The sequence below is a fragment of the Undibacterium sp. RuRC25W genome, from assembly GCF_049339825.1.
In the GTDB taxonomy this organism is placed as follows: Bacteria; Pseudomonadota; Gammaproteobacteria; order Burkholderiales; family Burkholderiaceae_D; genus Undibacterium.
In genome coordinates this window covers 1-25,417 of sequence record NZ_JBMPPD010000040.1, presented here as the reverse complement: position 1 = coordinate 25,417, position 25,417 = coordinate 1, and the positions used below count along the sequence as shown (strand labels likewise).

Sequence of the window (25,417 nt, the reverse complement as noted above, 5' to 3'; positions counted from 1 at the left end):
ATAAGCATCTGATGGTCGAACGCATTCGTCAGCGTAGCTTATGACGTGTTCTTTTGATTCAATTTGTGCGAGAATCAACAGTGTCAAACTTTGTTATCGTTGGTTATCGCCACAGAACCATCCATAGTAGGCGCGAGTCAACAGAGCGGATGAGCGGCCGATAAGTTTGAGTGGATTTTTTTAAGTAATTTTCACCTAGGTAAAATTCAATGCATAGCAAGAGCGAACGCGATTCTTCATAGGTAGGGTTGTATAGAGTCACGTCAGATTTGAATACCTTGGTACTTGCTTATTGATCATCGACTATTGATTGATGTAATAACACCAAGAACATGGCAGTTTTATAGAACAAAAATTGGAAGCGGTTATGCATCGAATTTTCTTTAAAATTCCATTTGGTCTCGTTGTCGGCGTAGCAGTGGCTCTGTGGTTGGTTGCCCTATCCGGATGCGATCAACATGGCAGTATGTCTAATAAGTTGACGGTTCCGCAACGGACCACCGTCACTGCTTTAATATGGGCTCCCGATTGGCCTGAGCAGATGCTGCACATCGCCGATGAATTCAATCAGCGCAATCCAGATATTCGTATCAACGTACAGTTCATGATCGGCGATTCAGTCGAACAAAATATCAAACCTAGAGTTGCCTCTGGTAATTTGCCTGACCTGATTTCAATTAACCCGAATTCTTATGCGAGGGAGCTGGCTGATCTTGGTGTATTGGCGGATGTTGGCCAGAGTACCGCCTGGAATAGTATGCTGGATAATCTCAAAGCAGAGTGGAGGTCGCCAACAAAAAAGCAGTTCGGTATATCCGGCGGGATAGCAACGACGCTGATGTATTACAATAAAGACATATTTGCAAAGGCTGGCATTAGTCGGTTGCCGACTGATTTCAAGGAATTTCTGATTGTATGCCAGCAACTCAAGCGCGCAGGTTTCACTCCTATTGTTTGGAATGGCGGCTTTCCAAATATGCTGGGCAATGGTCCATTTAGCTTTGGCTTTGGCAATAATGTTGCTGCGAGCGAGCCGGCATGGAGAGAGAAAATGGCAGACGGCACGTTGAATCTGAATACTCCCCAAGTCTCCAAAATTTTCTCCCGCATGTTGCAGATTGTTGAGGAAGGCTACGCCCAAAGTGGATATATGAGCACCAACTATGATGAGGGAATCAATCTATTTACCGAGGGTAAAGTCGCAATGGCCTTTCAGGGCAGCTGGGCTTCTGGCCGTCTGATGCACGGTAAAAATTTTCAGACTGGCGTATTCATTCCCCCTTGGAATGATCCAGGTAAAACCGTCGTACCGGTCATCGGTAGCGAAACTGGCTTTGCCGTATGTGAAACAGCCAACAAGACTGCTGCATTGCGTTTTCTTGATTTTATTGCAGGTCCAGGTTTTGTTGAGCTTCAGAAAAAGCGTCACAACATTTCACCATTTAAACAAGAATCAGCGCAAGGATTCAGCGAACCCCAGTTAGATGCCTATACGAGCAAGGTGCGTAGTTATCCAGTCACAATCGGTCTATACTATTCCTTCCTTCCTGCAAATACGATCGATAATCTACATCCGCTCATACAGGATGTCTTGCTCAAAAAAGTAACTCCCCGACAGGCGGCGACAACGTTGGACGCATCGATCAAACATGAAGCGAAAATGCACTACAAATGAGATTTAACTTCAATCTACCAAGTCGCTGGTATGACCACATACTGATGTTCCAGCTTAGGCGGATTGAAATCCGGTATCGTTTAATCAGTGCTTTCGTATTGTTGTCATTACTGCCGTTGTTAATTTCCGGCTATATCGCCTACGTCGATTCAGACAATGCAATAGAAACAAAGACACGCATTTTTTCCACCGAAGTCGTAAAGCAGGTGTCGAAAAATATTAAGCTCAGAATGGTGCAGATTGATAACGAGAGCGCGAGTCTCGTTTTTTCGAACCAGGTACAACATGCATTGACCGCTTTTGCTGATCAAAATGAGGCTGAGAGCATTGCTGCGCGGCGCGATCTTACTCAAGCGTTGCTCGAAGAATATGGCGCGATTAGCTATATCAATCAGAAGTATTTTCTCGATAAATACCATCGAGTGGTTGACACACAGGTATTCGCTCAGTTGACGAGTGGTGTCGCACAGTTTATTAACAACGCATCGCCATCGCTCGGCCATCCTCAATGGGGAAGTTATGATAACGGCGTAGGTCAGGAAAATATTGGCATGGTGCGTAATATCATCAGTAAAAACAACAATGAGATCATTGGTGCAATTTTTCTGGCCATCAATCCGGCCCATTTTGCGGCAATCTTTGATAACGTCGATCTTGGGGGCGGCGCCGCTATTTACATTGTTGATTCAAGCACTGGCAAGATCGTTGTTGGGCCTCCTGAGACGCAGCAAATCAATGTTGACAATAGAGCGAACGCCTCGGCCATGCTCAAGAGCATGGCAAGTGACCTAAAACGCGGTGCGGAAAGCGGCTTCATCACCTTTAAAGACGGCAATCGCGAGCAATATGTCGCCGCTTATGCAACTATTCCTGACACCTCTTGGTTAGTAATCAATACGATTCCAAAAAGTCGGCTGATCGCAGAAATACAAACGGTGCGCAACAAGATAGCGTTAATTGGCGTGCTGTGTTTCTTGTTTGCCATTGCCCTGGGTACGATTATCGCCAACAGTATTTCGAGACCACTCAAAGCGCTGATGAGGAGGATGGATGAATCCGGTAGCCTTGTAAGTCCTGCAACTTCTAGTACAAACTACGTTAGTCTCAAAAATGCTGAAGGCAAGGACGAACTCACTAAGCTGTCACTCAGCTTTACGGTAATGAACGACATCGTCCATCAGAAGATCGCGCACATCAATGAAATCAATGCGACGCTTGAACAGAAAATCATTGAGCGTACCGCAGCGCTTGCAGCGAGCGAACAGGAGTCGCGCACGCTGATCGAAAATTCTCCCGATACTATCGTACGATTCGACCTTGAGTGTCGGCGTATTTTCGTCAATCCCACGTTTGATCCTCTATTTTCAGAGGAATCGCAGTCGTTGTTGGGGACAAAACCTACCGAATCACCGGGTGGATTGAACGGCGAAATTTATGAAGAAAAAATCAGAGAAGTCATTGCTACTGGCAACAAAGACGTTTTTGAACTGCGATGGACCGCTGAAAATGGAAAAGAGAATTGTAGCCATATCAGAATGACGCCTGAATTCGATGCGAAAGGCAACATCATCTCGGTCATGAGCGTGGGACGGGATATCACTGAATTAAATTTGTCACGCTCTGAACTCAATGCGGCAAATGTTCAACTGGCTGAAATGAATGCCATGTTGGAATCACTCGCTACGCATGATCCGCTAACGCAACTGCCAAACCGCCGACTCCTACTGGACCGTCTTCACAGGGCATTGCCCACAAGTGAACGCAATGGACGTTATGGCGCGATCATGTTTATTGATCTTGATCATTTCAAGACCATCAACGATACACTTGGTCACGACGCCGGTGATATGCTTTTAAGACAGGCAGCGCAACGCCTTCAGCTCTGCGTGCGAGATGTAGATACCGTTGCGAGAATTGGGGGCGATGAATTCATTGTCATGCTAGAAAATTTAAGCGAAACCCCTTTTGACGCCGCAGCTCAAACAGAGATCGTTGGGAATAAGATACTTGAGGTTCTGAGCCAATCATATCAATTGGTTGGTCATCAATATCAAATTAGTGCAAGCGTCGGTATCACTCTGTTTAATGGCACACAACAAAGTGCAGAAGATCTACTCAGACAGGGTGATATTGCCATGTATCAGGTTAAGAAATCGGGGAGAAATGCGTTACGTTTCTTTGATACTCAGACCCATGAGGCATTCAATGCGCGTGGGCTTTATTTCTAACCCGACAAGGCCATATTGAGACACTTTTGAGAAATATTTAAATGAAAGCAATTGAGCGTTCATGGGCTGATCCAAGTTTTAAGAGCGAAATAAAACGTGCAATTATTTTCCTACTGATACTTTTTTTCGTTCAGTTGTTTGCTTATATTTTGCCTGCTTGGTCAAATCACAATGTAGTCCGTTATTACCTGTCTCTTCATACATTATTAGAATTGATATCAATTGTCATTTCTGGAATGGTATTTATTGTCGGATGGAATTCATATGGCGAAAGACTAGTTGGAAATGTGGCACTGCTCTCTTGCGCGTTCTTTTTTATTGGTGGATTGGACTTTTTTCATACAGTGTCCTATGTCGGCATGCCGGATTTCATTTCGTCGAATGACTCGCAAAAACATATTTATTTTTGGTTACTATCGCGCCTCTTGGCAGCGATTGTTCTGCTGATCGTTTCCGTTCGTGGTTGGAAGCCAATAGATCCATTCATCTCTCGGAACTTCATTTTTATATCTCTGAGCGTATTCGTTTCTGCATTTATATGGGCCCTGCTATTTCATCAAGAGTGGTTCCCAACCGTTTTCATTGAAGGACAAGGCCTCACCGATTTTAAGAAGAAATTTGAATACATTATTATTGCGATTAACGTAGCCAGCGCAGCGGTACTTTTGACTAAGATAGCTCAACCACAAACGTTCAATATTGTTTTGCTATTTCAGGTGGTATGCGTCATGGCCATGAGTGAATTCTTCTTTACACTTTATTCAACAATGCAGGGTAGCTACAATATGCTCGGGCACATTTATAAAGTGATTGCTTATTTACTAGTGTATCGGGCGATTGTTGTCGATGTGATCGAAGAGCCCTATAAAAAACTAAAAAAAACAGAGCAGCTGTTGGTGCAAATAAATGGTGAACTAGAAGAGCGGATTATTGTACGGACTGAAGATTTGAAGCAGGCAAATAACACGCTAGAGAAAACGAATGTTGAACTTAAACGCGTACAAAACGATCTCATTCAAAATGAAAAAATTGCCGCGCTCGGTTCGTTGGTCGCCGGTGTTTCACATGAGCTCAATACACCGCTAGGAAACGCTGTATTGATGTCGTCTAGTCTGATCAATCAGTTGGATCAATTAAAGATCATCTTGCAACATGATTCCTTGAGGCGCTCAGATCTGATAAATTGGCAAAGAGCCGCAGGCGAAATGGCGCAACTGTGTGATCAATCGATCAATCGGGCGGCAACGCTCATCACCAGCTTTAAGCAGGTCGCGATTGACCAGATATCGGAGCGCCGTCGAATTTTTGATTTGCGTGATAATGTTGAAGCCACTTTAGCCATACTTCGTCCTGAATTTAAAAACCTGCCGTGGGCGATCAGTAACGAAATACCGGCTGGTATTGAATGTAATAGCTTCCCCGGTTCGTTGGCGCAGGTTATTGTGAACCTGATTCAAAACGCCGTTTTGCACGCTTTCGAAGGACGACTACAAGGGCATATCGTTATCGCAGCGAGAGTAGAAAATGGAAACGTGGATATGACGGTGGATGATGATGGGATCGGAATGAATACGACGACCTTGTCACACATTTTTGATCCTTTTTTTACGACCAAATTAGGTAAGGGGGGATCAGGATTAGGGCTGGCAATCTGTCATCGCATCACTACCTCTGTGTTGGCTGGAAATATCAGCGTCAATTCAATACTCGGCAGTGGAACACGATTCCTTGTCTCGTTGCCACAGTGCCCTCCCGGTGAACTATGATCGCCCCCTGTCAGTATTGGGATGAACGATATTCGTCAATTCCTTATCCAAAAAAATCTTGGATGGAGCGCAGTGCCTTTTGGATCGTTAAACCACAGCAGCGCGCAACGACTCGGGCCAATCGCAGCAGCCAGAACGGCAACTCTTTATCTTGCATGGTTGATAACTGAGACAGTTTGTCTCGATATACGGAAATTGCTTTGAAGTAGAATGTATCAGGGCGTACAGCAGCACCATCCTTGGATGGCAGTCGCTGACGTTTTCTCCTTTTTCATCTATCTGTATTCCGCAAATCACGCCGCTGGATGCTCTTCTGATTTCATCGGTAGATGTAATGAAAGATGCATGCAGGATGTCTGAGGGGATGGTTTGAATAAAATGAAACTGCCGAAGCAGCGTTTTAAGGTGGTGCTCCTCACGATAGCTCGTGTCAATGATAGCCTGGAAATACAAAAATGATGGATTGGGTCCCTGTAGTCTTCGTAACGTTTAAGGTTCTCGTGCTCGGCACGGGTATGTTCTTCGCCATCAAGTGGCATTACGATCAAGGGAAGAAGGAAGAGGATAAGGAAAAGGAGACGCGCGCGGTGCTCCGCGCGGGTGGCAAAGTGGTCGCCGTCTTCGCGCTATCGCTATTGGCCTTGGGGATCTTCACCTTCGTCTTTGCCACAAAACTCGGTTTGGACTTGACCTACTGATGATCGCAAGGCGTTGAAAGAAAGTATAAGTCCAGGCAACTAAAAATAATACTAGACGACTGGTCTAATTTGTTTTATAGTTCGTTTCATGAATACTCCACGCACCAATGTCAGGCAGCACATACTTGATACCGCCAAGCCCATCATCCTCGGAAAAGGTTTTTCCGTGGTTGGCTTGAATGAGGTCTTGACTGCCGCTGCCGTGCCTAAAGGCTCTTTCTATCATTACTTCAAATCCAAGGAATTGTTTGGTGAAGCTTTGCTGGAGAGTTACTTCGCTGATTATCTGGCGTATCTCGACCAGTTGCTGAGTAAGCAGGAAATGCCTGCAGCCCAACGGTTGATGCGTTACTGGAGTGGTTGGTTGGAGTCTCAGTCTAGCGAAGACATGCATGGCAAATGTTTGGCGGTTAAACTCGCTGGCGAGGTGTCTGATTTGTCCGAAGCGATGCGATTGGCTCTGCATCAGGGTACCGATCAGATCATTGCACGCTTGGCCGATTGCATTAGCGCCGGACTGTCTGATGGTTCATTGGACGGCGAGTTGGATGCCCAACATACGGCCGAAACCCTGTATGAGATGTGGCTAGGGGCGACCCTGTTGACCAAGATGCGGCGCGACCGCAGCGCGATGGAAGGCGCCATGATCGCTACGCTCAAGATATTAAATCTGCATTCCTGAAACTACGAAGTGCTACGTGATTAGCGCGCTAAATTGGCGTTGAGCATCATTGGATGGCAAGTTGATGGCAGAAATACGCAGTAATAGGAAATAGTAAGAAAAAGATGGCAATGTCGTAATGAAGTGACAATAACTATGCGGTAGTATGCAGAAGTAAAAAACTAAGCGGAGCGGATGACTCATTGCCTGTTTCATTAAATGATTCATTGATACGGTGATTAATGCATCAAAAGAAGAGGGTGAAGACATAAAATTCGCTCATTTTTTTCGCTTGAATATAGACGACCGGTCTAATTTAATTTTTATTGGAAATAAAGAGAGAGGCGTATGCGAAAGAGTGAATTCTATAATCCTACCCGTATCGTCTTTGGTACCGAGATCGAGCCAACATCCATGCCAATCAATGGCTCGAAATGATATCAACTAAGAACTCGCAACATTACCGTATCAATCGTCAGATCACGCTTGGTTCGCGTCCGGTTGACGCACCAACTGCTGTATCGAACTCTTGATTATTCATAACCCCCACTAGAAGGAAACACGATGTTATTTACCTCACTTAAAGCTGGCGCTCTGAACCTGGCGAATCGCATGCTGATGGCGCCATTGACGCGCGCACGCGCTGGTCTTAGCCACATACCCAATGACTTGATGGCGGAATATTACGCCCAGCGCGCTAGTGCTGGACTGATCATCACCGAATGCACGATGATCGCGCCGGATACGTCGGCATTTATCGCAGAACCTGGCATCTACACACCTGAACAAGTGGCTGCATGGAAAAAAATTACCGAGGCAGTGCACGCCAAGGGCGGTAAGATCGTTATGCAAATCTGGCACGCAGGTCGTGCCGCTCATCCAGCGATTAATCATGGCGCGGCCAATCTGGCACCAAGCGCAATCGCGATAGAAGGTGAGATCCAGACCCTCGACGGGAAAGTGCCGCACGCCGTCCCGCGCGCCTTAACGACGGCTGAAATTGCCGGTGTGGTGCACGCTTTTGCCAATGCCGCTAAAAGTGCGATAGCGGCAGGTTTTGATGGCGTAGAAGTACACGGCGCCAACGGCTACCTGATTGACCAGTTCTTGCGTGATAGCGCCAACCAGCGTACTGACAGCTATGGTGGCTCTATGGAAAACCGCGCACGTTTTCTGTTTGAAGTGCTGACTGCCGTTAGCGCGGCGATCGGCTCGGAGCGCATTGGGCTGCGCTTGTCACCTCTCAATAGTTTCAACAGTATGAAAGACAGTGACCCTATCGCTCTGACAGAATTTTTGGCGACCCGCTTAAATGATTTTAATCTCGCTTACCTGCATTTAATGCGTGCCGATTTCTTCCAGATTCAGACTGGTGATGTCATGTCTGTGGCACGAGCCCATTATAAGGGTGTGTTGATTGGCAATATGGGCTATAGCAGCGATGAAGCGGAAGCGGCGATACGCGCCAATAAGCTGGATGCGGTCGCGTTTGGCACAGGCTTTTTGGCCAATCCGGATTTTCCGGCACGTGTTAAAGCGGGCGTGGCAATGAACGTTCCTGATCAAGCGACGTTTTATACCTCCGGCGCAAAAGGTTACACCGATTACCCCAGCATGCTCGCTGCTTAATTGCGCGTAATTAAACTTATCAAGATGAATGAAATTTATCAGGGTGCGCAGCGACAGTCTCGCGCTGCACCCATCTACTAACCACAAGGATTTAGCATGAAAATATTAATGGTTTTGACCTCACACGACAAACTCGGCAACACGGGTGAAAAAACCGGTTTCTGGCTCGAAGAGTTCGCCGCCCCTTACTACGTTTTTAAAGACGCTGGCGTGACGATTACCGTCGCATCCCCATTGGGTGGACAGCCACCGCTGGACCCTAAGAGCGATGATCCTAGTTCGCAAACCGCAGCAACCTTGCGCTTTAAGGCAGATACAGCGGCGCAGGCGGTACTGGCAACGACGCTGACATTAAATGACATCGCTGCAGATGATTTTGATGCGGTGTTTTACCCTGGTGGCCATGGTCCATTGTGGGATTTGGCGGAAGATGCGTCGTCTATTGCCCTGATCGAAACGATGCTGGCAGCTGGCAAACCAGTAGCGGCGGTCTGTCATGCCCCAGCAGTGTTACGCCATCCTAAAGGTGCAGATGGCAACTCTGTGGTGAATGGTAAGAAGGTGACCGGCTTTACCAATACTGAAGAAGAAGCCGTTGGCTTGACCAAGGTCGTGCCGTTTCTGGTAGAAGACATGCTTGCGGCAAATGGCGGCGTGTATTCAAAAGTGGCAGACTGGCAGCCGTATGTGATTACCGATGGCTTACTGGTTACTGGTCAAAATCCAGCCTCCTCAGAACCAGCGGCACATGCGCTGATGGCGCTGTTAGCTTAATTTACCCCCTTCAGCGTATCGGCATAGCTGATGCGCCTTACCAGCCATTTTAGGGCTGCAAGGCGCATCAAGACGAGGTCTTTCCTCCAGCAATATGCCTGCTGTCATATTAGACGCGCTGTGCGTCACTCTAGAAATCTATCCATGTCACGATTAAGTTCTTACGACCCGTATAACCAAGAGGTTGTCGGCGACGTCGCTATTACTGAAGCATCCGAGATTGCGCCTATGGTAGCGCAAGCCCGACTGGCGCAAACCCCTTGGGCCGCACTGTCGCTGGCTGCGCGTCAACAACAACTGACGCTGGCCTATCAACAACTTGTGCCGCTACAAGACAAGCTGGCAAGACTCATCAGCCGCGAGATGGGCAAAGACTTGCGCCGCGCTAGCTACGAGGCTGGCGGTACGATACAAAGCGCTGCGTATTTCACACAAGAAATTGCCGCAGCGCTGGCGCCCGAACCCTTGGGTCGCCATGGCGAATTACAGTATCGGCCACTAGGCGTGGTGGCGGTGATCTCGCCTTGGAATTACCCTTTGGCGATGGCCAATAATCTGTTAGTACCGGCACTGATGGCCGGTAATGCCGTGATCCTGAAACCGTCGGAGCAGACGCCCCTGGTCGCCGAGGAATTCGTCAATGGCTTGAATCGGGTATTGCCGCCTGGCTTGCTACAAATTGCCCACGGTGATGAAACGACCGGCCAGGCCCTAGTTCAGGCCGATATCAATATGATCGCGTTTACCGGCTCAATAGAGGCAGGCAAGCACATCATGGCCAATGCCGCTTCTGGCTTGAAGCGGTTGGTCATGGAACTGGGCGGGAATGATCCGATGATCGTGATGGCTGATGCCGATCTTGATGCGGCGGCCCGGTTTGCGGTTGCCAGCGCATTTGAAAATGCAGGGCAAATGTGCACGTCGACTGAACGTATTTATGTCGATGCCCGTATCGCTGCAGAATTTGAAAGCAAAGTTCTGACCTATGCACGCCAATACCAAGTTGGGCCGTGGGATCAGGCCAGAGTGAATATTGGCCCGCTCGCCAATCCGGCGCAGCATCAGCAGGTGTTGCGACAGCTAAAGGATGCCAGAGCCAAGGGCGCTCGCTTTTTACTCGGTAGCGATGATTATCCGCTGCCGTTTATTCAGCCTACCGTGATCAGCGGGCTGAGTCGCGAGATGCTGCTAGAACAGGATGAAACCTTCGGTCCTGTGGTTGTCATTGCGCATTTTGAGCACATCGAGCAGGCCATACAGCGTGCCAATGACAGTCGCTATGGCCTGGGTGCCGTGGTGTTTGGCCGCGCCACAGCCAATCAGGTTGCGCAACAACTGGACGCCGGAATGATAGGCATCAATCAAGGTGTCGGCGGCTCGGGCGACGCACCCTGGGTCGGTGCCAAGCAAAGTGGTTTTGGCTTTCATGGCTCAGCGGCCGGGCATCGCCAGTTTGCTCAGGTACGCGTGATCAGCGGCTAAGCTGATGCGACGAACGGCAGTCGGATTGCCGTTCGTATTGATAAAATTCATGACAGAAAAGAAGTGAACAATGAGCAAAGTATTGAATGTCGAATTGATGAACGAAGCAAGTTCCGGTGTGACGAAAGACGATTTTTTTGTCGCCGCCTATGAAGCTGGAGCAGAAAATCCTTCGCTGCCTACCTGGGCCTCAAAGCGGGCTAATCTGGCCCAACTAGCGGCTGCGGCGCCTGTGCCCGCTGCGGTGATACGGCGCGATCTGGAGCAAGTGCCCGCAGCGTTTCAGTTGCTCAATGTCTTGTCGCATGATGAGTGCCAGCGGTTGATCGCTATTAGCGAAACGCTAGGCTTTTTGCCTGACGCGGCAGTTTCTCTACCGCGTCATATCCGGCATAACGATAGCTTGACCTGGGTGGTGGATGAACAGACCGACGGCTTGATCTGGCAACGGGTCGCGCATCTGATGACGAAGGCCGGCGATACATTCCAGGATAATGCCGCGTTAGGCATCAACGCGCGTTTTCGCTTTTATCGTTATCATCAAGACGATTATTTCAAGCCGCACTCCGATGGTTCTTGGCCAGGCAGCCGCGTGATTGGTGAACAATTAATAGCGAACGCCTATCCGGATCGTTATAGTCAAATGACTTTCCTGATTTTTCTGAGTGAAGATTTTGACGGCGGCGCCACGCGCTTTTTAGTCAATGCCGCGCAGCCACACCAACCGGCCCGACGCGGCGATCCGGTAAAAGAAGTCGATATCCGCACCCCTGCCGGTAGCATTTTGTGTTTTCCGCATGGCAGTCACCCCTTGCACTGCATCCATAGCTCAGAGCCGATCAACCGCGGCGTTAAGTACATCATACGTAGCGACGTTTTATTTGAATTATGAACAACCTTTAGTGCTGCTTTTGCCTGCGCGATCTAATGTGATGCATGGCGACTGGCCGTCGCCATGCATCACACAAATTATTTTCAACCCATCCCTAGTGTGACTGAAAAAGACGGTTTAATGGTCTGAGATATTTAAGATTGATATTGTTTGAGGACCAACTCCGCATACATTGCAGCTCAATTTTTATGGCTATTGCCATATTCATACCTCGCCTTAAAGCACCCATGGGTGCTTTTTTATTTGAGTAGCTCAATGAAGTGAATTTTATAAATTTGGCGTACCAAGGGGGTGCTGATAGAAAAATAGTTGAAATAAAAAAAGGTTACAAGCCGAAGCGTGTAACCTTTTTTTACTACTAAATACTTGGTGGCCCGGGGCGGAATCGAACCACCGACACAAGGATTTTCAATCCTCTGCTCTACCGACTGAGCTACCAGGCCAAGACCACGCATTATAGAGATGAGTTTGATGAATTGCAAGCCCTGGGGCGAAAAAAGCTTGTTATTGCCTTAAGGCATGACTTGATGTGGCTCATCAGGTGTCTGTGCTGGGTGCCGTATAATGGCGGGATTGTCTATGGGGAAGGTCTGATTATGGCTGCTCAGGTTCATCATTGTGATATTTGTATTGTTGGGAGCGGTGCTGTAGGTAAGGCCGCAGCGTTGGGGTTTGCGCAGGCGGGGTTGCGGGTGGCGCTGTTGTGTCGCAGTACTGCGCCGACGCCGGTGTCAGCGAGCTGGGATGTGCGGGTGTTTGCGCTGAACCATGTTGCTAACAAATTATTATCTTCACTTAAAGTCTGGGATGCGCTGGATCTGACGCGTGTTGCGCCCGTGACAGAGATGCAGGTCAAAGGGGGCAATGCCGCCAGCGACGGACAAATCGGCTTTGATGCTTACGGTGCGCGCACTGATGAGCTGGCGTGGATTGTAGAAGACCGCAATTTGAATCATGCGTTGGATACCGCGATGAAATTTGCGCAGCATCTGGCGTTGGTTGCTGGACAGGCAAAACAATTGCAGTGGCATGATGATAGCGCCTCTATTTTGCTGGAGGACGGTTCATCTATCCGCGCTAGTCTGGTGGTTGGCGCGGATGGCTCGCAATCGTGGGTGCGGGGGCAGTGTGATATTGGCCTCGATTATCGGTCTTACGGTCACCAAGGCGTTGTCACTAATTTTGAGTGCGAAAAACCGCATCATGGCGTGGCGCATCAATGGTTTGTTGAAGAGCTGGGTATCATTGCTTTGTTGCCATTGCCCGGTCACCGTGTGTCGCTGGTTTGGTCTGCACCGGACGCGTTGGCGGCGACTTTAATGCGTGAGCCGCTGTCGGCATTGGTTGCGCGCCTAGAAGAATACTGCTTGGACAAACTGGGTCATCTGACGCCCGTGCTGCCAGAAGAGATCAAAGCATTTCCGTTGACACTGATGCGCCCGCATAGCATGATCGCGCCGCGTGTTGCGTTGATTGGTGACGCGGCGCATGTGGTGCATCCATTGGCGGGACATGGGATGAACTTGGGGTTTGGTGATGTAGCCAGTTTGTTAGAGCTGGTCAAAAACCGTGAGGATCATCGCGATTGTGGCGATGCCCGTGTGCTCGAGCGTTATCGTCGTGCCCGTAAAGAAGAAGTGCTGCTGATGCAAATGACGACCGATGGACTGGCGCACCTGTTTGGTTCAACGCTGGCACCATTACGGCTGGCGCGTAACGTAGGATTGAACTTACTCAATCGCTTGCCTGTCATAAAGAACAAATTAATCTCGCATGCGATGGGTAGCAAGTAAAAATATCGTGGTAACCGATGGCGAATGCCAAAGAAAGACATAAATGAAATTAAAACAATGCTTTGTTGGCTTGACGATGGTCGCCAGTGTACTGGTTTCTGGTGTGGCGCTTGCCCAGACGCCACAGGAGGTGGCGGTCAAAAAATTAGTTGAGCCAAAACTGGGCGATGGCGTTAAAGTCGATTCCGTCAACAAGACGCCGTATGCGGGTTTATATGAAGTCCGGATTGGTGCGGATGTGATTTATACGGACGACAAAGCGCAGTTTTTATTTATCGGTAATGTGGTGGATGCCAAAACTGGGCTCAATTACACCAAAGCAAGAATCGACGAGCTTAACAAAATCAAGTTCGCTGATCTTCCTCTAGACCTTGCATTGAAGATGGTCAAGGGCGATGGCAAACGCGTGATTGCGGTCTTTGAGGATCCTAATTGCGGTTACTGCAAACGCTTCCGTAAAACACTTGCTGGCATGAATAACATCACGGTCTACACCTTCATGTACAACATTCTGGCTGAGGACTCGGCAGTTAAATCGAAAAACATCTGGTGCTCCGCCGACCGCAATAAAGCCTGGGAAGACTGGATGATGAACGGCAAAGCGGCGCCGACAGCGGCAGCAAATTGCGCAAATCCAAATGAAAAAGTCTTAGCATTGGGGCAAAAATTGAATGTCCGTGGTACGCCAGGGATTTTCTTTACCGATGGATCGCGTTATCCGGGGGTGATGGACGCGAAAGCGCTGGAAGAAAAGTTTGCCAGCCTGAGTGCTGCTAAGGCAAATTAGATCAGCGTCGGTATCATTACCAATGTTATCGCGAACTTCATCTCAATGAGCACGCCTTCTCACTGGACCGGCATTGTATTGGCTGCTGGCCGAGGGCGGCGGTTTGATCCTTTAGGTAATGAGGATAAGTTATTGCAGACCTTGCCCAGTGGCGTCACCTTGGCAGCGCAAAGCGCTGCTAGGATGGCCGCTGTGTGCCTCGATATGCTGGTGGTGGTGCGTGCAGATAATTTGCGTCTGCAACAGGCATTGCAGGACGCAGATTATCCGCTGTTGTTATGCACTAATGCTGATGATGGTATGGCAGTCTCGCTCACTACTGCGTTGCGGCACACTGCCGAGAGTGCTGGCTGGGTGATCGCATTAGCTGACATGCCCTTTGTACAGGAATCAACGATACAACGGGTGGTGCAGGCGCTTCGGGATGGTGCTGATATCGTTGTGCCAGTTTATCAAGGGCGACGCGGACATCCGGTTGGCTTCTCTCAGTGTCATTTGCCCGAATTGCTGACGCTGAAAGGCGATCAGGGTGCGCGGCGCTTATTGCAGACCTTCCCTGTGCATGAAATCGTGGTTGATGATCCGGGAATATTACAAGATGTCGATCAACCCGCCGATTTACAGGCATATCTGCAAAAAAAATGAGCGTATTTTTAGCGGTTTTATCTGGTTTTACAGTTCTGTTACGATCAGATATATCTAACTCAGTGTTTTCCTCTTAGAATAGTGGCTTTCGTCAATTTGAACGAAATAAGTTTTGCACACGTTTTAGTGGGAATTTATGAATATTCTGAATCAAAAACTTGCCATTCGCCTTGGCTTTGCTGGTCTGATCCCTTTTATTTTGTTGACAGCGGCTTGTTGGTTAGTGCCCTCGGATTTACTTAATAACTTTATTCGCGCGCAACTTGCCTACGGGATTGCCATTCTGTCATTTCTTGGCGGTGTTCATTGGGGAATTACGATCATGGCAAGGGGAGAGGACGTTGAAGAAACACGGAAAGCCTTAATCTGGGGTGTCATTCCGACGATTATTGCCTGGTGTTCTTTGTTTAATTTGTTGATTGGCTTTCTGGTCCAAGTGGTGGGTTTTATTGCCGCCTACAAGATCGACAAAAAGCTCTATGAGAGCTATGCCGTCCCATCTTGGTTCATTGATTTGCGCTTGCAATTAACTCGCGTTGTCGTCACTGCACAGATATTCACTTTCATCGCTGCGAATGTGCGCACTTAATTACACATAATTATTAACAGAAAGATCGTTGAGCATGGCAAAAACGACGCAAATCAAGAGACATACGCCGATGTCAGTTGGCACAGCAGATGCGGTTCAATATGCAATTGTCCCTAAAGATCTGGCGGCACATTTGTTTGAAGTGACACTGGAAATTGCTAAACCAGACCCAGAAGGGCAGGTCGTTAGCTTGCCAGCATGGATACCTGGTAGTTACATGGTGCGTGAATTTGCACGTAATATTGTGCAGATCAAAGCCATGTCTGAAGGTAAAAAAGTCTCTCTCAACAAGCGCGATAAGCACACGTGGCAAGCTGCTCCGTGTAAGGCGGCCCTGACGATCACTTATGAAGTCTACGCGTGGGACTTATCTGTACGCGCAGCACATCTGGATCAATCTCATGGCTTCTTCAATGGAACAAGCGTATTTTTGACTGTGCATGGGCAAGAGTCGGCGCCGCATATCGTCGATATTTTGCGTGCTGCCGATGTGGCCTGCAAGACCTGGCGCGTCGCGACCTCCTTGCCGGAACTGAAGGCGAAACGCTATGGTTTTGGCACTTACATCGCTGCCAACTATGATGAACTGATCGATCATCCGGTCGAAATGGGGGACTTTGCACTAGCAACATTTGAAGCACATGGTGTGCCGCATGATTTTGTGGTGACCGGCAAAGTGCCTAATATGGATATGGCACGCATGGTGGCCGATGTGCAAAAAATCTGCGAAGCGCAGATTGCATTCTTTGAACCACGGTCCAAAAAAGCACCGATGGACCGCTACGTCTTTATGACGATGGTCGTCGGTGAAGGATACGGCGGCTTAGAGCATCGCGCATCGACAGCGTTGATCTGCAATCGCAATGACATCCCGCTCAAACATCACCCAGACATGAGCGAAGGCTATAAAGCATTTTTAGGTTTATGCAGTCACGAGTATTTCCATACCTGGAACGTGAAGCGTATCAAGCCTGCTGCCTTTGCCAGCTACGATTTGCGTCAGGAAAATTACACCAGTCTGTTATGGTTATTTGAAGGCTTTACCAGTTACTACGATGACCTGATGTTGGTTCGTGCCGGTACTATCGATGAAAATGCGTACCTCAAGCTGGTGTCGAAAACCATCAACATGGTGACGCGTGGCAATGGCCGCTTGAAGCAAAGCGTGGCTGAGTCGAGTTTTGATGCGTGGACGAAATACTACCGTCAGGATGAAAATTCCCCAAATGCGATTGTCAGCTACTACACCAAGGGTTCATTAGTTGCGTTGGGCCTGGACTTGACGATCCGCGCAGAAACCGAAGGTAAAAAATCGCTGGACGATGTCATGCGCGTATTATGGCAAAAATACGGTCGTGATTTTTACAGCCGCACCTTAGTCGGTACACAACAAGGTCTACCTGAGAATGAGATCGAAGCGCTGATCGAACAAGCGACTGGTGTCAATGTACGCCGCTTTATCGATAAGTATGTGCGTGGCACAGAGGATGTACCACTGGCAAAACTCTATGCAGACTTCGGTGTCCATCTAGATTCTGGCCACGCGGCTAAAAAAGCAAGCATTGGTATTAAAGCGGTGCGTGATGGTAACGATTGTAAGATTGCGAGTGCCTTCGAAGGCCGTGCTGCGCATCTGGCCGGTTTATCTGCACAAGATGTGATTATCGCCATCAACGGTTTGCGTGTAACTGCTGCTGATGCGGCAGATGGTTTGACGACTGCAGTTGGTCGTTATCGTGTTGGCGAGGTCGTAGAAATTCACGCCTTCCGCCGCGATGAGTTGCTGATTGTGAAAGCGAAATTGCAGGCCGATGACGTACCGACTCACCTGTTAAAGCTCGTTGTCGATCAAGAAGCGGTATTAGCGACAGCCCGTCCGACGTATCTGAAAAAGGCAAAGCGTTAAGCCTTGCTGTATGAAAAAATCCGTTTGCGTGTGAAGCGCAAGCGGATTTTTTTGTGACGTTGTCGTGATCGTAGGGAGGGGGTAACCCTCTAACCCTGACTACATTCACGACCTTAGACCGTAGAAATCAGAAAAACAACTTCTGCAACTCCGCACCAGGGTTTTCGGCCCGCATAAACGCCTCACCCACCAAGAAACTATGGACGTTCGCATCACGCATTCGTTTGACGTCGTTGGTGTTCAGAATACCGGATTCTGTGATGACCAGTTTGTCAGCCGGAATGCGTGGAAGCAGGCCGATGGTGGTGTCCAATGTGACGTCAAACGTGCGTAGATTGCGGTTATTGATACCCAGCAGTGCGGTTTTTAATTTCAGTGCCGCATCGAGTTCTTCTGCATTATGTACTTCCACTAACACGTTCATGCCCAGTTCATGTGCACAGGCTTCTAACTCGGCCATCAAGCCATGATCCAGCGCGGCGACGATCAGCAGAACAGCATCAGCCCCCCATTTTCTGGCCTGATAAATCTGGTAGTGATCAATCATGAAGTCTTTGCGTAAAGCAGGAATGCCGCAGGCTGCACGCGCTTGCTGTAGATATTCTGGCGCACCCTGAAAGAAGTTCACATCAGTCAGCACGGAGAGACATGCCGCACCATGGTCCGCGTAGCTTTGCGCGATCTCGGCAGGCTTAAAGTCAGCGCGCAGGATGCCTTTTGATGGAGAGGCTTTTTTTACCTCCGCAATCACTGCCGCATGACCAGCGCTGACTTTATTGCGTAAGGCCGTTTCAAATCCACGAATGTCTACACGTGCTTCATGATTTGACTCGACTTCACCCCGCAAACTGATGAGGGACTGCACTTTCTTTGCTGCCGCGACTTCGTCCTTTTTGACGTCGAGAATTTTATTGAGTATGTCTGACATATTATTTTCCGAGTTGCTGAGTGACGCTGATGAACTGTTGTAGTTTTGCCAGAGCGGCGCCGGAGGTCAGGGTTTCTTGCGCTTTCTTGACGCCATCAGCAATGGAGGTGGCGACACCCGCACCATAAATCGCAGTACCTGCATTGAGCGCAACGATATCGCGTGCTGGACCATCCACGTTGTTCATGACTTCGAGGATTTTTTCGCGCGATTCGGCGGCACCATCCACACGTAGGTTACGATTGGAGACCATTTGCAGTCCAAAGTCTTCAGGATGGATATCGTATTCACGGATTTCACCGTTCACCAGTTCACCCACCATGGTTGGTGCGCCGAGCGAGACTTCATCCATGTTATCGCGACCCCAGACGACCAGTGCGTGTTGTGCGCCCAGACGTTGCAGTACACGAATCTGAATACCAACTAAGTCAGGATGGAAAACACCCATCAGAATATTTGGCGCACCTGCTGGATTCGTCAGCGGCCCAAGAATATTAAAAATCGTCCGCACGCCCAGTTCTTTACGTACTGGTGCGGCATGTTTCATCGCGGCGTGGTGATTAGGGGCAAACATAAAACCAATGCTTGTTTGCGCGATGGATTGGGCGATTTGTTCTGGCTTGAGATTGATATTGACGCCCAGGGATTCGAGCACATCAGCACTACCTGATGACGAAGAGACACTACGTCCGCCATGCTTTGCCACCCGTGCGCCAGCTGCCGCGACCACAAACATTGAGGCCGTAGAGATATTGAACGTATTGGCCCCATCGCCACCGGTACCGACGATATCAATCATGTTTTGCGTGTTTGCCAGTGGCACTTTGGTCGAAAATTCGCGCATTACTTGTGCTGCGGCGGTGATTTCTCCAATACTCTCTTTTTTAACGCGCAGCCCCATCGTCAGTGCAGCGATCATCACCGGTGACAATTCACCACGCATTAATTGACGGAATAAATACAACATCTCATCATGAAAAATTTCGCGGTGTTCGATCAGACGGGTTAACGCTTCTTGTTGTGAGATGGTCATGATGCAGTTCCAGTCAAAAAGTTTTTCAGTAACGCATGGCCGTGCTCGGACAAAATAGATTCAGGGTGAAACTGCACGCCCTGCAGATCAAATTCTTTATGACGTACCCCCATGATTTCACCATCGTCGGTCCAAGCAGTGACTTCTAAGCAATCCGGTAGACTCGCACGTTCAATAGCTAGCGAGTGGTAACGGATAACAGTGTAAGGGCTTGGTAAATCCTTAAACACGCCAACGCCAGTGTGGGCAATTGCGGAGGTTTTGCCATGCATGACTTGCTTGGCGCGGATAATCTTGCCACCAAATGCTGCTCCAATACTCTGGTGTCCAAGACACACGCCCAAAATAGGAATCTGTCCCGCAAAACGCTCAATGACCGGAATCGAAATACCGGCTTCGTGTGGTGTACATGGCCCAGGTGAGATGCAGATGCGGTCAGGTTTCAGTGCAGCGATTTCTTCCAGTGTGATTTCATCATTACGGAATGTACGGACATCCTCACCTAACTCGGCAAAATACTGCACGAGGTTATAAGTAAAGGAATCATAGTTGTCGATCATTAATAACATTTAAATTTCTCCATCCAGGCCATCTTGTACTTGTTCCGCTGCACGCAATACGGCACGGGCTTTGTTTTCGGTTTCTTGCCATTCCATTTCTGGGACTGAGTCAGCAACAACGCCGGCTGCTGCCTGCACATACAGCATGCCGTCTTTTAGAACGCCGGTACGGATGGCAATTGCTAAGTCCATTTCGCCACCAAATGACAGATAACCGCAAGCGCCGCCATAAATGCCGCGTTTGACTGGTTCTAGTTCATCGATCAGTTCCATCGCACGGACTTTCGGTGCACCAGATAAGGTCCCAGCTGGGAAGGTCGCTTTGAACACATCCAGATTAGTCAGATGTGGTTGCAAGATGCCTTCAACGTTCGACACGATGTGTTGTACGTGAGAGTATTTTTCAATGACCATCTGGTCCGTCACTTTGACGCTGCCAGTGGTGGCGATACGGCCGATATCATTGCGTGCCAAGTCAATTAGCATGACGTGTTCGGCGATTTCTTTTGGATCGGCCAAAAGTTCTTTTGCAAGTTCTGCATCGCGTTCCGGTGTTGAACCCCTTGGGCGGGTACCAGCCAGTGGACGGATAGTGACCTTTTTGTTGCCATCATTGAGCGTTTCATTGCGCACCAGAATTTCTGGTGATGCGCCAATAATTTGCATATCGCCGAAATTGTAGAAATACATGTACGGCGAAGGATTCAATGAACGCAGTGCGCGGTATAACGACAGTGGTGAATCGACATACGGTTTTTTGATTCGCTGCCCCACCTGCACTTGCATCAGGTCACCTGCCATGATGTATTCTTTCGCTTTCTCGACGGCCTTGAGGTAATCTTCTTTGGCGAAGTCGCGAATCGATTCTGTGCGAACAGAAGCAGAAGTCACCGGCGCGTCAACGCTGCGACGTAACATGGCACGCAAATCACGCAAACGCTGACGGGCTTTGGACCATGCTTCTGGGTTGGTCGGGTCCGCATACACAATCAGATATAACTTACCGGATACGTTGTCGATGACTGCTAATTCTTCGGTCAGTAACAGCTCAATTTCTGGTAAACCCAGATCATCTTTCGGGGCTTTGCCTGCCAGACGTTTTTCAACATGACGTACTGCATCGTAACCAAAATAGCCCGCCAGACCACCGCAAAAACGTGGCAGACCAGGACGCATGGCGACTTTGAATCGGTTTTGAAATTCAGCGATAAATTCAAGTGGATTTTGTTGATGCGTTTCGACGACCTTGCCATCGGTGACAACTTCGATAGTTTCACCAAAGCTACGTACCAATGTTTGTGCGGGTAAGCCGATAAATGAGTAGCGACCAAAGCGTTCGCCCCCCATCACAGATTCCAGCAGGAAAGTATTTTTTCCGGCCTGTTGCGACTGGGCCAGTTTTAAATACAGTGTCAGCGGTGTTTCCAGATCGGCGAATGCTTCCGCAATCATCGGAATACGGTTGTAGCCTTGCGCGGCCAGCGATTTGAATTCGAGTTCGGTCATGGTTTTCTTTCAGCCGCCAGCCTTAGCTCCAGATGCACTTGATGCTCTGTTTGCTGCAGATCAGCGATACGGGCAACGAGGCGCGCATCAGGAATAGGGACGGATAAGCTAGATTGATAAAACAAGCAAGGAGATGTGCTTAGGATGTGCACAGCCACTCGCGGCATTCTGAGATTAAGAGAATTGCCAGCGTCGCCATAGCCAGGCCTCAAAGGCGCCTGGTGTCATTGTCGGACGTTTGTTATCGAGAAACATTCGTGAGTGGAATGAAGTGATTTAATAGTGTTTTTGGGAACAACTTTTTGTTGCCAGCAATTGTGCTGCTTCCAACAAGGTTTCGACTATACCATCACTTTCAATATTTTGTATAGCTTCACCGTGGTTGTAACCATACGGTACCGTCAATACGGGGCAGCCTGCTGCTCTTGCTGCACGTGCATCATTGCTGGAGTCGCCGATGGCAACAATCTGGGATGGCGCAAGCTGGAATTGTTTGCAAACCTCGAGTAATGGCATCGGATCAGGTTTTTTACGCGCAAATGAATCGCCACCAAAGGTGAGCTCAAAATACGTTGCCAAGCCTTTCTTTTGCATTAATGGAATAGCAAAAGCCAGTGGTTTATTGGTGACGCAAGCAAGCCGCAGCCCTTGTGCCCGCATCGATTCCAGCCCCTGAATAACATCCGGATACAGTGTTGCTTGGTCGCCATTGATCTCCAGATAATGGCGCTGATACGATGCCATCGCAGCAGCAAAATGCTGATGACATTTATCTGCATCAAAATCAACGGCTAACACCTGAGTAATCAAATGTTCAGAGCCTTTACCGACCATCTTTTTGATAGCCTCAAGAGTGAGCGGTGCCAGCGCGAAGTCGTCGCGCATACGGTTAATCGCGAGCAAAAAGTCAGGTGCCGTGTCGAGCATCGTGCCATCAAGGTCGATGATCACAGCCCGAATATCAGTAAAGGTCATGAAATCAGTGTAGTAACAAGGTGAGTCAGTGCGGCAAGTCAGTGCGTAATATTTAGATCTTGCTCAATTCAGCGCGCATGGCATCAATGATCGCTTTGTAATTAGGTTTGCCAAAAATTGCAGAACCTGCAACAAAGGTATCTGCACCCGCAGCAGCGATCTCTGCGATATTGTCAACTTTCACACCGCCATCGACTTGCAACATGATATCGCGGCCTGATTCATCGATCAGTTTGCGTACAGCAGCGATTTTTTTGAGTGTGTGTGGAATAAACGATTGACCGCCAAAACCAGGATTGACGGACATCAATAAAATCAAATCGAGTTTATCCATCACATGCTCGAGATAGCTCAATGATGTCGCTGGATTCAATACCAGACCTGCTTTACAGCCATGATCGCGGATTAATTGCAGGCTACGGTCGATATGTTCAGATCCTTCCGGATGGAAACTAATGATATTCGCACCAGCCTTGGCAAAGTCAGGAATGATGCGATCAACAGGTTTTACCATCAGATGAACGTCAATCGGGACTTGTACATGTGGGCGTATGGCCTCACATACCAAGGGACCGATAGTCAGGTTTGGTACGTAATGGTTATCCATCACGTCAAAGTGAATCATATCAGCACCCGCCGCAACGACATTGCGTACTTCTTCGCCCAAACGGGCAAAATCGGCGGAAAGGATGCTGGGAGCAATGCGGTAAGTTGTCATGGTCAAGGTCTTGCAGATAAAAGAGTCTCTATTTTACCTTGCGCTCACCGTGCCGTCTTGGCATTCCTCTGGCACAATGGCAATTTGTAGCGAGAAGTCCAGAATCCGGTGTCAGTCATCCGATTCTGTCAGGCTTGTATGTTTTATAAGCAAACGAATAAGCAACTAAAACAACTTAAAAACTTTGCATTCATGTCCTACGGCGTGATGATGCAATAGGGGTAAGCATGACAACATATGAAATGAATGTAAGTGTTGTTACCAAATATATACTGGAACAGTCTGATCCAGAGCTTGGTAATTATGTGTTCGCTTATACGATCACAATTAAAAACACCGGTACCGTAGCAGCACAGGTGATATCACGTCACTGGATTATTACAGATGCAACAAATAAGACGGAGGAGGTCCGCGGTCTTGGTGTGGTCGGTCATCAGCCATTTTTGCCACCGGGGCAGAGTTTTGAATACACCAGCGGAAGCGCATTGAAAACGCCACAAGGCAGCATGAAAGGCGAATATTTCTGCGTTGCCGAAGATGGTCATCGCTTTGAAGTATCAATACCCGAATTTATATTATCTCTGCCGCGTACCCTGCATTGATTAAATGCAGGTAAGAGTAGGCAGGAGTGCTTAGCTTACGGGTGGGGGCTTTATTCGGTTGGTTTGTCTGCCTTTTTGGTTGCCGGTTTTGTTTTGCGTTTAGCGAGTGTCGGTGTCGATTGTTCCGGTTTCCGTCCTGAAAACATTGTCCACCAGACGATAAAGATAAGTATTGAAAGTGCGAAAAGAGCTTCCAGCACCAGGATTAACATTGCAGACATAGAAGTAATTTTGAGTTCAGGTTTTAAGAAGAGTAACAAGCAACATCGGTTTATTTCACATCGCGTATTAACGATAACCAGACATACTAAACAAACTATATAGGAGAACTTATGGAATTCGAATGCATTATTGTAGAGGCCAAAGAAAAAGTTGGCTTAATTACGTTAAACCGTCCAAAGGCACTGAATGCACTCAATGATCAGTTGATGACTGAGTTGGGGCAGGCGTTAAAGAGTTTCGATAAAGACGAGGCGATCCAATGTATCGTTATTACCGGAAGTGAAAAAGCATTTGCTGCTGGCGCCGATATCGCAGCAATGGCGAACTACACGTTCATGGACACCTATAAAGAAGATTACATCACCCGTAACTGGGAAACGATTCGTCAGATCCGTAAGCCAGTGATTGCTGCGGTAGCTGGCTACGCTCTGGGCGGTGGCTGTGAACTGGCAATGATGTGCGACTTTATCATTGCTGCTGAAAATGCCAAATTTGGTCAGCCTGAAATCAAACTCGGTACCTTGCCGGGTGCTGGCGGAACTCAGCGTTTGCCACGTGCGATCTCTAAATCCAAAGCAATGGATATGTGCCTTACAGCACGCCTGATGGATGCTGTTGAGGCAGAACGTGCTGGCTTGGTATCCCGTATCGTTCCATTAGATAAATTAATGGAAGAAACATTGGCTGCGGCGAACACAATCGCTAGTATGTCTCTGCCAGCAATCATGATGGTAAAAGAGTCCGTCAATCGCGCTTATGAAACAACCTTATCCGAAGGCGTCCATTTTGAGCGCCGTATGTTCCAAGCGAGCTTTGGTACGGAAGATCAGAAAGAGGGCATGAAAGCCTTCCTAGAAAAACGTCCTGCAGAATTTAAAAATAAATAATGCTATAAATTATTTTTAAATTCTCTTGCCTAATTGAGGTGTACTTTGCTATAGTTCGCCTCCCGCTAAAACGGGAAGTAAGAAGAAAGCAGCAGCCAGGAACTCCGGCAGTTTGAAATGGTAAGAATGACGCGAAAGCGACAAAGCGAACCAGAAAGAACAGCAAAAGCGGTCAGGGAGTTGACAGGGTTAATAAAGTGCTGCATAATCTCGCTTCTCTGCTGCAAACGAACACAACGCTTCGTTGCTAAATCAGGTAAATATAAGCCTTGGTTTGAGTGGAAAAGAATTTAAACCATTCGGTTCTTTAACAATTAACAGTCAATAAATGTGGGCACTTGATGAAAGCGCGCCGAATAGATTTATCTGTTCGGTATGCTTAAAAAATATCAAATGCTTCACAAGAAATAAATAATAGGAAAATCATTTAGCAATAGATGATGGAACTGTCAGTATTTTGA

Annotated in this window: 23 protein-coding genes and 1 tRNA gene; 16 read left to right on the top strand and 8 right to left on the bottom strand. The window is 48.2% G+C overall.

Annotated elements, in window-relative coordinates:
* Window positions 1-367: 367 nt before the first annotated feature.
* The 9 genes from ACO0KV_RS15975 (at window position 368) to ACO0KV_RS15935 (ending at window position 11,805) form a co-directional block, all read left to right on the top strand.
* Window positions 368-1,675: an ABC transporter substrate-binding protein gene (locus tag ACO0KV_RS15975; protein ID WP_423043788.1), complete on the top strand. Its 1,308-nt coding sequence runs from the start codon at window positions 368-370 to the stop codon at window positions 1,673-1,675.
* The gene (locus ACO0KV_RS15970) at window positions 1,672-3,903 is read left to right on the top strand and encodes a diguanylate cyclase domain-containing protein (RefSeq protein ID WP_423043786.1); all 2,232 of its coding nucleotides are present in this window, start codon (window positions 1,672-1,674) and stop codon (window positions 3,901-3,903) included. The genes ACO0KV_RS15975 and ACO0KV_RS15970 overlap by 4 nt, the downstream gene beginning before the upstream one ends.
* 41 nt (window positions 3,904-3,944) lie before the next feature.
* Window positions 3,945-5,669, top strand: coding sequence for an MASE3 domain-containing protein (locus ACO0KV_RS15965; protein ID WP_423043784.1), 1,725 nt, complete (start codon window positions 3,945-3,947; stop codon window positions 5,667-5,669).
* Between the two features lie 455 nt (window positions 5,670-6,124).
* Entirely contained in the window at window positions 6,125-6,367 is a 243-nt protein-coding gene (locus tag ACO0KV_RS15960; RefSeq protein ID WP_423043782.1) for a hypothetical protein, read from the top strand.
* A gap of 88 nt (window positions 6,368-6,455) precedes the next feature.
* Window positions 6,456-7,049 (top strand): TetR/AcrR family transcriptional regulator, encoded by a 594-nt coding sequence (locus ACO0KV_RS15955; protein ID WP_423043780.1) that lies wholly within the window; start codon window positions 6,456-6,458, stop codon window positions 7,047-7,049.
* Between the two features lie 543 nt (window positions 7,050-7,592).
* Entirely contained in the window at window positions 7,593-8,657 is a 1,065-nt protein-coding gene (locus ACO0KV_RS15950) for an alkene reductase (RefSeq protein WP_423043778.1), read from the top strand.
* 96 nt (window positions 8,658-8,753) lie between these two features.
* Window positions 8,754-9,431: a type 1 glutamine amidotransferase domain-containing protein gene (locus ACO0KV_RS15945; protein ID WP_423043776.1), complete on the top strand. Its 678-nt coding sequence runs from the start codon at window positions 8,754-8,756 to the stop codon at window positions 9,429-9,431.
* A gap of 144 nt (window positions 9,432-9,575) precedes the next feature.
* The gene (locus ACO0KV_RS15940) at window positions 9,576-10,913 is read left to right on the top strand and encodes an aldehyde dehydrogenase family protein (RefSeq protein ID WP_423043775.1); all 1,338 of its coding nucleotides are present in this window, start codon (window positions 9,576-9,578) and stop codon (window positions 10,911-10,913) included.
* A gap of 70 nt (window positions 10,914-10,983) precedes the next feature.
* The gene (locus ACO0KV_RS15935; RefSeq protein WP_423043773.1) at window positions 10,984-11,805 is read left to right on the top strand and encodes a hypothetical protein; all 822 of its coding nucleotides are present in this window, start codon (window positions 10,984-10,986) and stop codon (window positions 11,803-11,805) included.
* A gap of 367 nt (window positions 11,806-12,172) precedes the next feature.
* On the opposite strand, the gene ACO0KV_RS15930 is transcribed toward ACO0KV_RS15935, so the two are convergent.
* Window positions 12,173-12,248: transfer RNA gene (locus tag ACO0KV_RS15930), tRNA-Phe, on the bottom strand.
* Between the two features lie 153 nt (window positions 12,249-12,401).
* Here ACO0KV_RS15930 and ACO0KV_RS15925 point away from each other — a divergent pair.
* The 5 genes from ACO0KV_RS15925 to ACO0KV_RS15905 all read left to right on the top strand — a co-directional run bounded on the left by ACO0KV_RS15925 (window position 12,402) and on the right by ACO0KV_RS15905 (window position 17,525).
* The gene (locus ACO0KV_RS15925; protein WP_423043771.1) at window positions 12,402-13,598 is read left to right on the top strand and encodes a UbiH/UbiF family hydroxylase; all 1,197 of its coding nucleotides are present in this window, start codon (window positions 12,402-12,404) and stop codon (window positions 13,596-13,598) included.
* Window positions 13,599-13,641: 43 nt separating this feature from the next.
* Window positions 13,642-14,385 (top strand): DsbC family protein, encoded by a 744-nt coding sequence (locus tag ACO0KV_RS15920; protein WP_423043769.1) that lies wholly within the window; start codon window positions 13,642-13,644, stop codon window positions 14,383-14,385.
* Between the two features lie 45 nt (window positions 14,386-14,430).
* Window positions 14,431-15,030: a nucleotidyltransferase family protein gene (locus tag ACO0KV_RS15915; RefSeq protein ID WP_423043767.1), complete on the top strand. Its 600-nt coding sequence runs from the start codon at window positions 14,431-14,433 to the stop codon at window positions 15,028-15,030.
* Window positions 15,031-15,166: 136 nt separating this feature from the next.
* Complete coding sequence (locus tag ACO0KV_RS15910) at window positions 15,167-15,619, top strand: DUF3429 domain-containing protein (protein WP_423028203.1); 453 nt, start codon at window positions 15,167-15,169, stop codon at window positions 15,617-15,619.
* A gap of 34 nt (window positions 15,620-15,653) precedes the next feature.
* Complete coding sequence (locus ACO0KV_RS15905; RefSeq protein WP_423043765.1) at window positions 15,654-17,525, top strand: M61 family metallopeptidase; 1,872 nt, start codon at window positions 15,654-15,656, stop codon at window positions 17,523-17,525.
* A gap of 127 nt (window positions 17,526-17,652) precedes the next feature.
* Here the strand turns inward: ACO0KV_RS15905 and trpC are convergent, their stop codons facing one another.
* From trpC to rpe, 7 genes are all read right to left on the bottom strand, one after another.
* On the bottom strand, window positions 17,653-18,453 hold the full coding sequence (gene trpC, locus ACO0KV_RS15900) for an indole-3-glycerol phosphate synthase TrpC (protein ID WP_423043763.1): 801 nt from the start codon (window positions 18,451-18,453) through the stop codon (window positions 17,653-17,655).
* Window position 18,454: 1 nt separating this feature from the next.
* A complete protein-coding gene (trpD, locus tag ACO0KV_RS15895; protein ID WP_423043761.1) occupies window positions 18,455-19,486 on the bottom strand; it encodes an anthranilate phosphoribosyltransferase in 1,032 nt (343 codons plus the stop codon).
* Complete coding sequence (locus ACO0KV_RS15890; protein WP_423043760.1) at window positions 19,483-20,055, bottom strand: aminodeoxychorismate/anthranilate synthase component II; 573 nt, start codon at window positions 20,053-20,055, stop codon at window positions 19,483-19,485. Before ACO0KV_RS15890 ends, trpD begins: the two co-directional genes overlap by 4 nt.
* Window positions 20,056-21,552, bottom strand: a complete 1,497-nt coding sequence (gene trpE / locus ACO0KV_RS15885; RefSeq protein WP_423043758.1) for an anthranilate synthase component I — start codon at window positions 21,550-21,552, stop codon at window positions 20,056-20,058.
* Window positions 21,549-21,677 carry a hypothetical protein gene (locus tag ACO0KV_RS15880; protein ID WP_423043756.1) on the bottom strand — a complete coding sequence of 43 codons (129 nt, stop codon included), beginning with the start codon at window positions 21,675-21,677 and terminating at the stop codon, window positions 21,549-21,551. Before ACO0KV_RS15880 ends, trpE begins: the two co-directional genes overlap by 4 nt.
* A gap of 151 nt (window positions 21,678-21,828) precedes the next feature.
* Window positions 21,829-22,527 (bottom strand): phosphoglycolate phosphatase, encoded by a 699-nt coding sequence (locus ACO0KV_RS15875; RefSeq protein ID WP_423043754.1) that lies wholly within the window; start codon window positions 22,525-22,527, stop codon window positions 21,829-21,831.
* 52 nt (window positions 22,528-22,579) lie between these two features.
* Window positions 22,580-23,245 carry a ribulose-phosphate 3-epimerase gene (rpe, locus tag ACO0KV_RS15870; protein WP_423043752.1) on the bottom strand — a complete coding sequence of 222 codons (666 nt, stop codon included), beginning with the start codon at window positions 23,243-23,245 and terminating at the stop codon, window positions 22,580-22,582.
* Between the two features lie 227 nt (window positions 23,246-23,472).
* Between rpe and apaG the strand changes: the two genes are divergently transcribed.
* A complete protein-coding gene (gene apaG, locus ACO0KV_RS15865; RefSeq protein ID WP_423043750.1) occupies window positions 23,473-23,847 on the top strand; it encodes a Co2+/Mg2+ efflux protein ApaG in 375 nt (124 codons plus the stop codon).
* Window positions 23,848-24,179: 332 nt separating this feature from the next.
* Window positions 24,180-24,956, top strand: coding sequence for an enoyl-CoA hydratase (locus ACO0KV_RS15860; protein WP_423043748.1), 777 nt, complete (start codon window positions 24,180-24,182; stop codon window positions 24,954-24,956).
* The last annotated feature ends 461 nt before the right edge of the window (window positions 24,957-25,417 follow it).

Bases quoted from the DNA above. Each gene is read 5' to 3' on its own strand.
- ACO0KV_RS15975 (WP_423043788.1), top strand. From the start codon at position 368: ATGCATCGAATTTTCTTTAAAATTCCATTTGGTCTCGTTGTCGGCGTA.
- ACO0KV_RS15970 (WP_423043786.1), top strand. From the start codon at position 1,672: ATGAGATTTAACTTCAATCTACCAAGTCGCTGGTATGACCACATACTG.
- ACO0KV_RS15965 (WP_423043784.1), top strand. From the start codon at position 3,945: ATGAAAGCAATTGAGCGTTCATGGGCTGATCCAAGTTTTAAGAGCGAA.
- ACO0KV_RS15960 (WP_423043782.1), top strand. From the start codon at position 6,125: ATGATGGATTGGGTCCCTGTAGTCTTCGTAACGTTTAAGGTTCTCGTG.
- ACO0KV_RS15955 (WP_423043780.1), top strand. From the start codon at position 6,456: ATGAATACTCCACGCACCAATGTCAGGCAGCACATACTTGATACCGCC.
- ACO0KV_RS15950 (WP_423043778.1), top strand. From the start codon at position 7,593: ATGTTATTTACCTCACTTAAAGCTGGCGCTCTGAACCTGGCGAATCGC.
- ACO0KV_RS15945 (WP_423043776.1), top strand. From the start codon at position 8,754: ATGAAAATATTAATGGTTTTGACCTCACACGACAAACTCGGCAACACG.
- ACO0KV_RS15940 (WP_423043775.1), top strand. From the start codon at position 9,576: ATGTCACGATTAAGTTCTTACGACCCGTATAACCAAGAGGTTGTCGGC.
- ACO0KV_RS15935 (WP_423043773.1), top strand. From the start codon at position 10,984: ATGAGCAAAGTATTGAATGTCGAATTGATGAACGAAGCAAGTTCCGGT.
- ACO0KV_RS15925 (WP_423043771.1), top strand. From the start codon at position 12,402: ATGGCTGCTCAGGTTCATCATTGTGATATTTGTATTGTTGGGAGCGGT.
- ACO0KV_RS15920 (WP_423043769.1), top strand. From the start codon at position 13,642: ATGAAATTAAAACAATGCTTTGTTGGCTTGACGATGGTCGCCAGTGTA.
- ACO0KV_RS15915 (WP_423043767.1), top strand. From the start codon at position 14,431: ATGAGCACGCCTTCTCACTGGACCGGCATTGTATTGGCTGCTGGCCGA.
- ACO0KV_RS15910 (WP_423028203.1), top strand. From the start codon at position 15,167: ATGAATATTCTGAATCAAAAACTTGCCATTCGCCTTGGCTTTGCTGGT.
- ACO0KV_RS15905 (WP_423043765.1), top strand. From the start codon at position 15,654: ATGGCAAAAACGACGCAAATCAAGAGACATACGCCGATGTCAGTTGGC.
- trpC (WP_423043763.1), bottom strand. From the start codon at position 18,453: ATGTCAGACATACTCAATAAAATTCTCGACGTCAAAAAGGACGAAGTC.
- trpD (WP_423043761.1), bottom strand. From the start codon at position 19,486: ATGACCATCTCACAACAAGAAGCGTTAACCCGTCTGATCGAACACCGC.
- ACO0KV_RS15890 (WP_423043760.1), bottom strand. From the start codon at position 20,055: ATGTTATTAATGATCGACAACTATGATTCCTTTACTTATAACCTCGTG.
- trpE (WP_423043758.1), bottom strand. From the start codon at position 21,552: ATGACCGAACTCGAATTCAAATCGCTGGCCGCGCAAGGCTACAACCGT.
- ACO0KV_RS15875 (WP_423043754.1), bottom strand. From the start codon at position 22,527: ATGACCTTTACTGATATTCGGGCTGTGATCATCGACCTTGATGGCACG.
- rpe (WP_423043752.1), bottom strand. From the start codon at position 23,245: ATGACAACTTACCGCATTGCTCCCAGCATCCTTTCCGCCGATTTTGCC.
- apaG (WP_423043750.1), top strand. From the start codon at position 23,473: ATGACAACATATGAAATGAATGTAAGTGTTGTTACCAAATATATACTG.
- ACO0KV_RS15860 (WP_423043748.1), top strand. From the start codon at position 24,180: ATGGAATTCGAATGCATTATTGTAGAGGCCAAAGAAAAAGTTGGCTTA.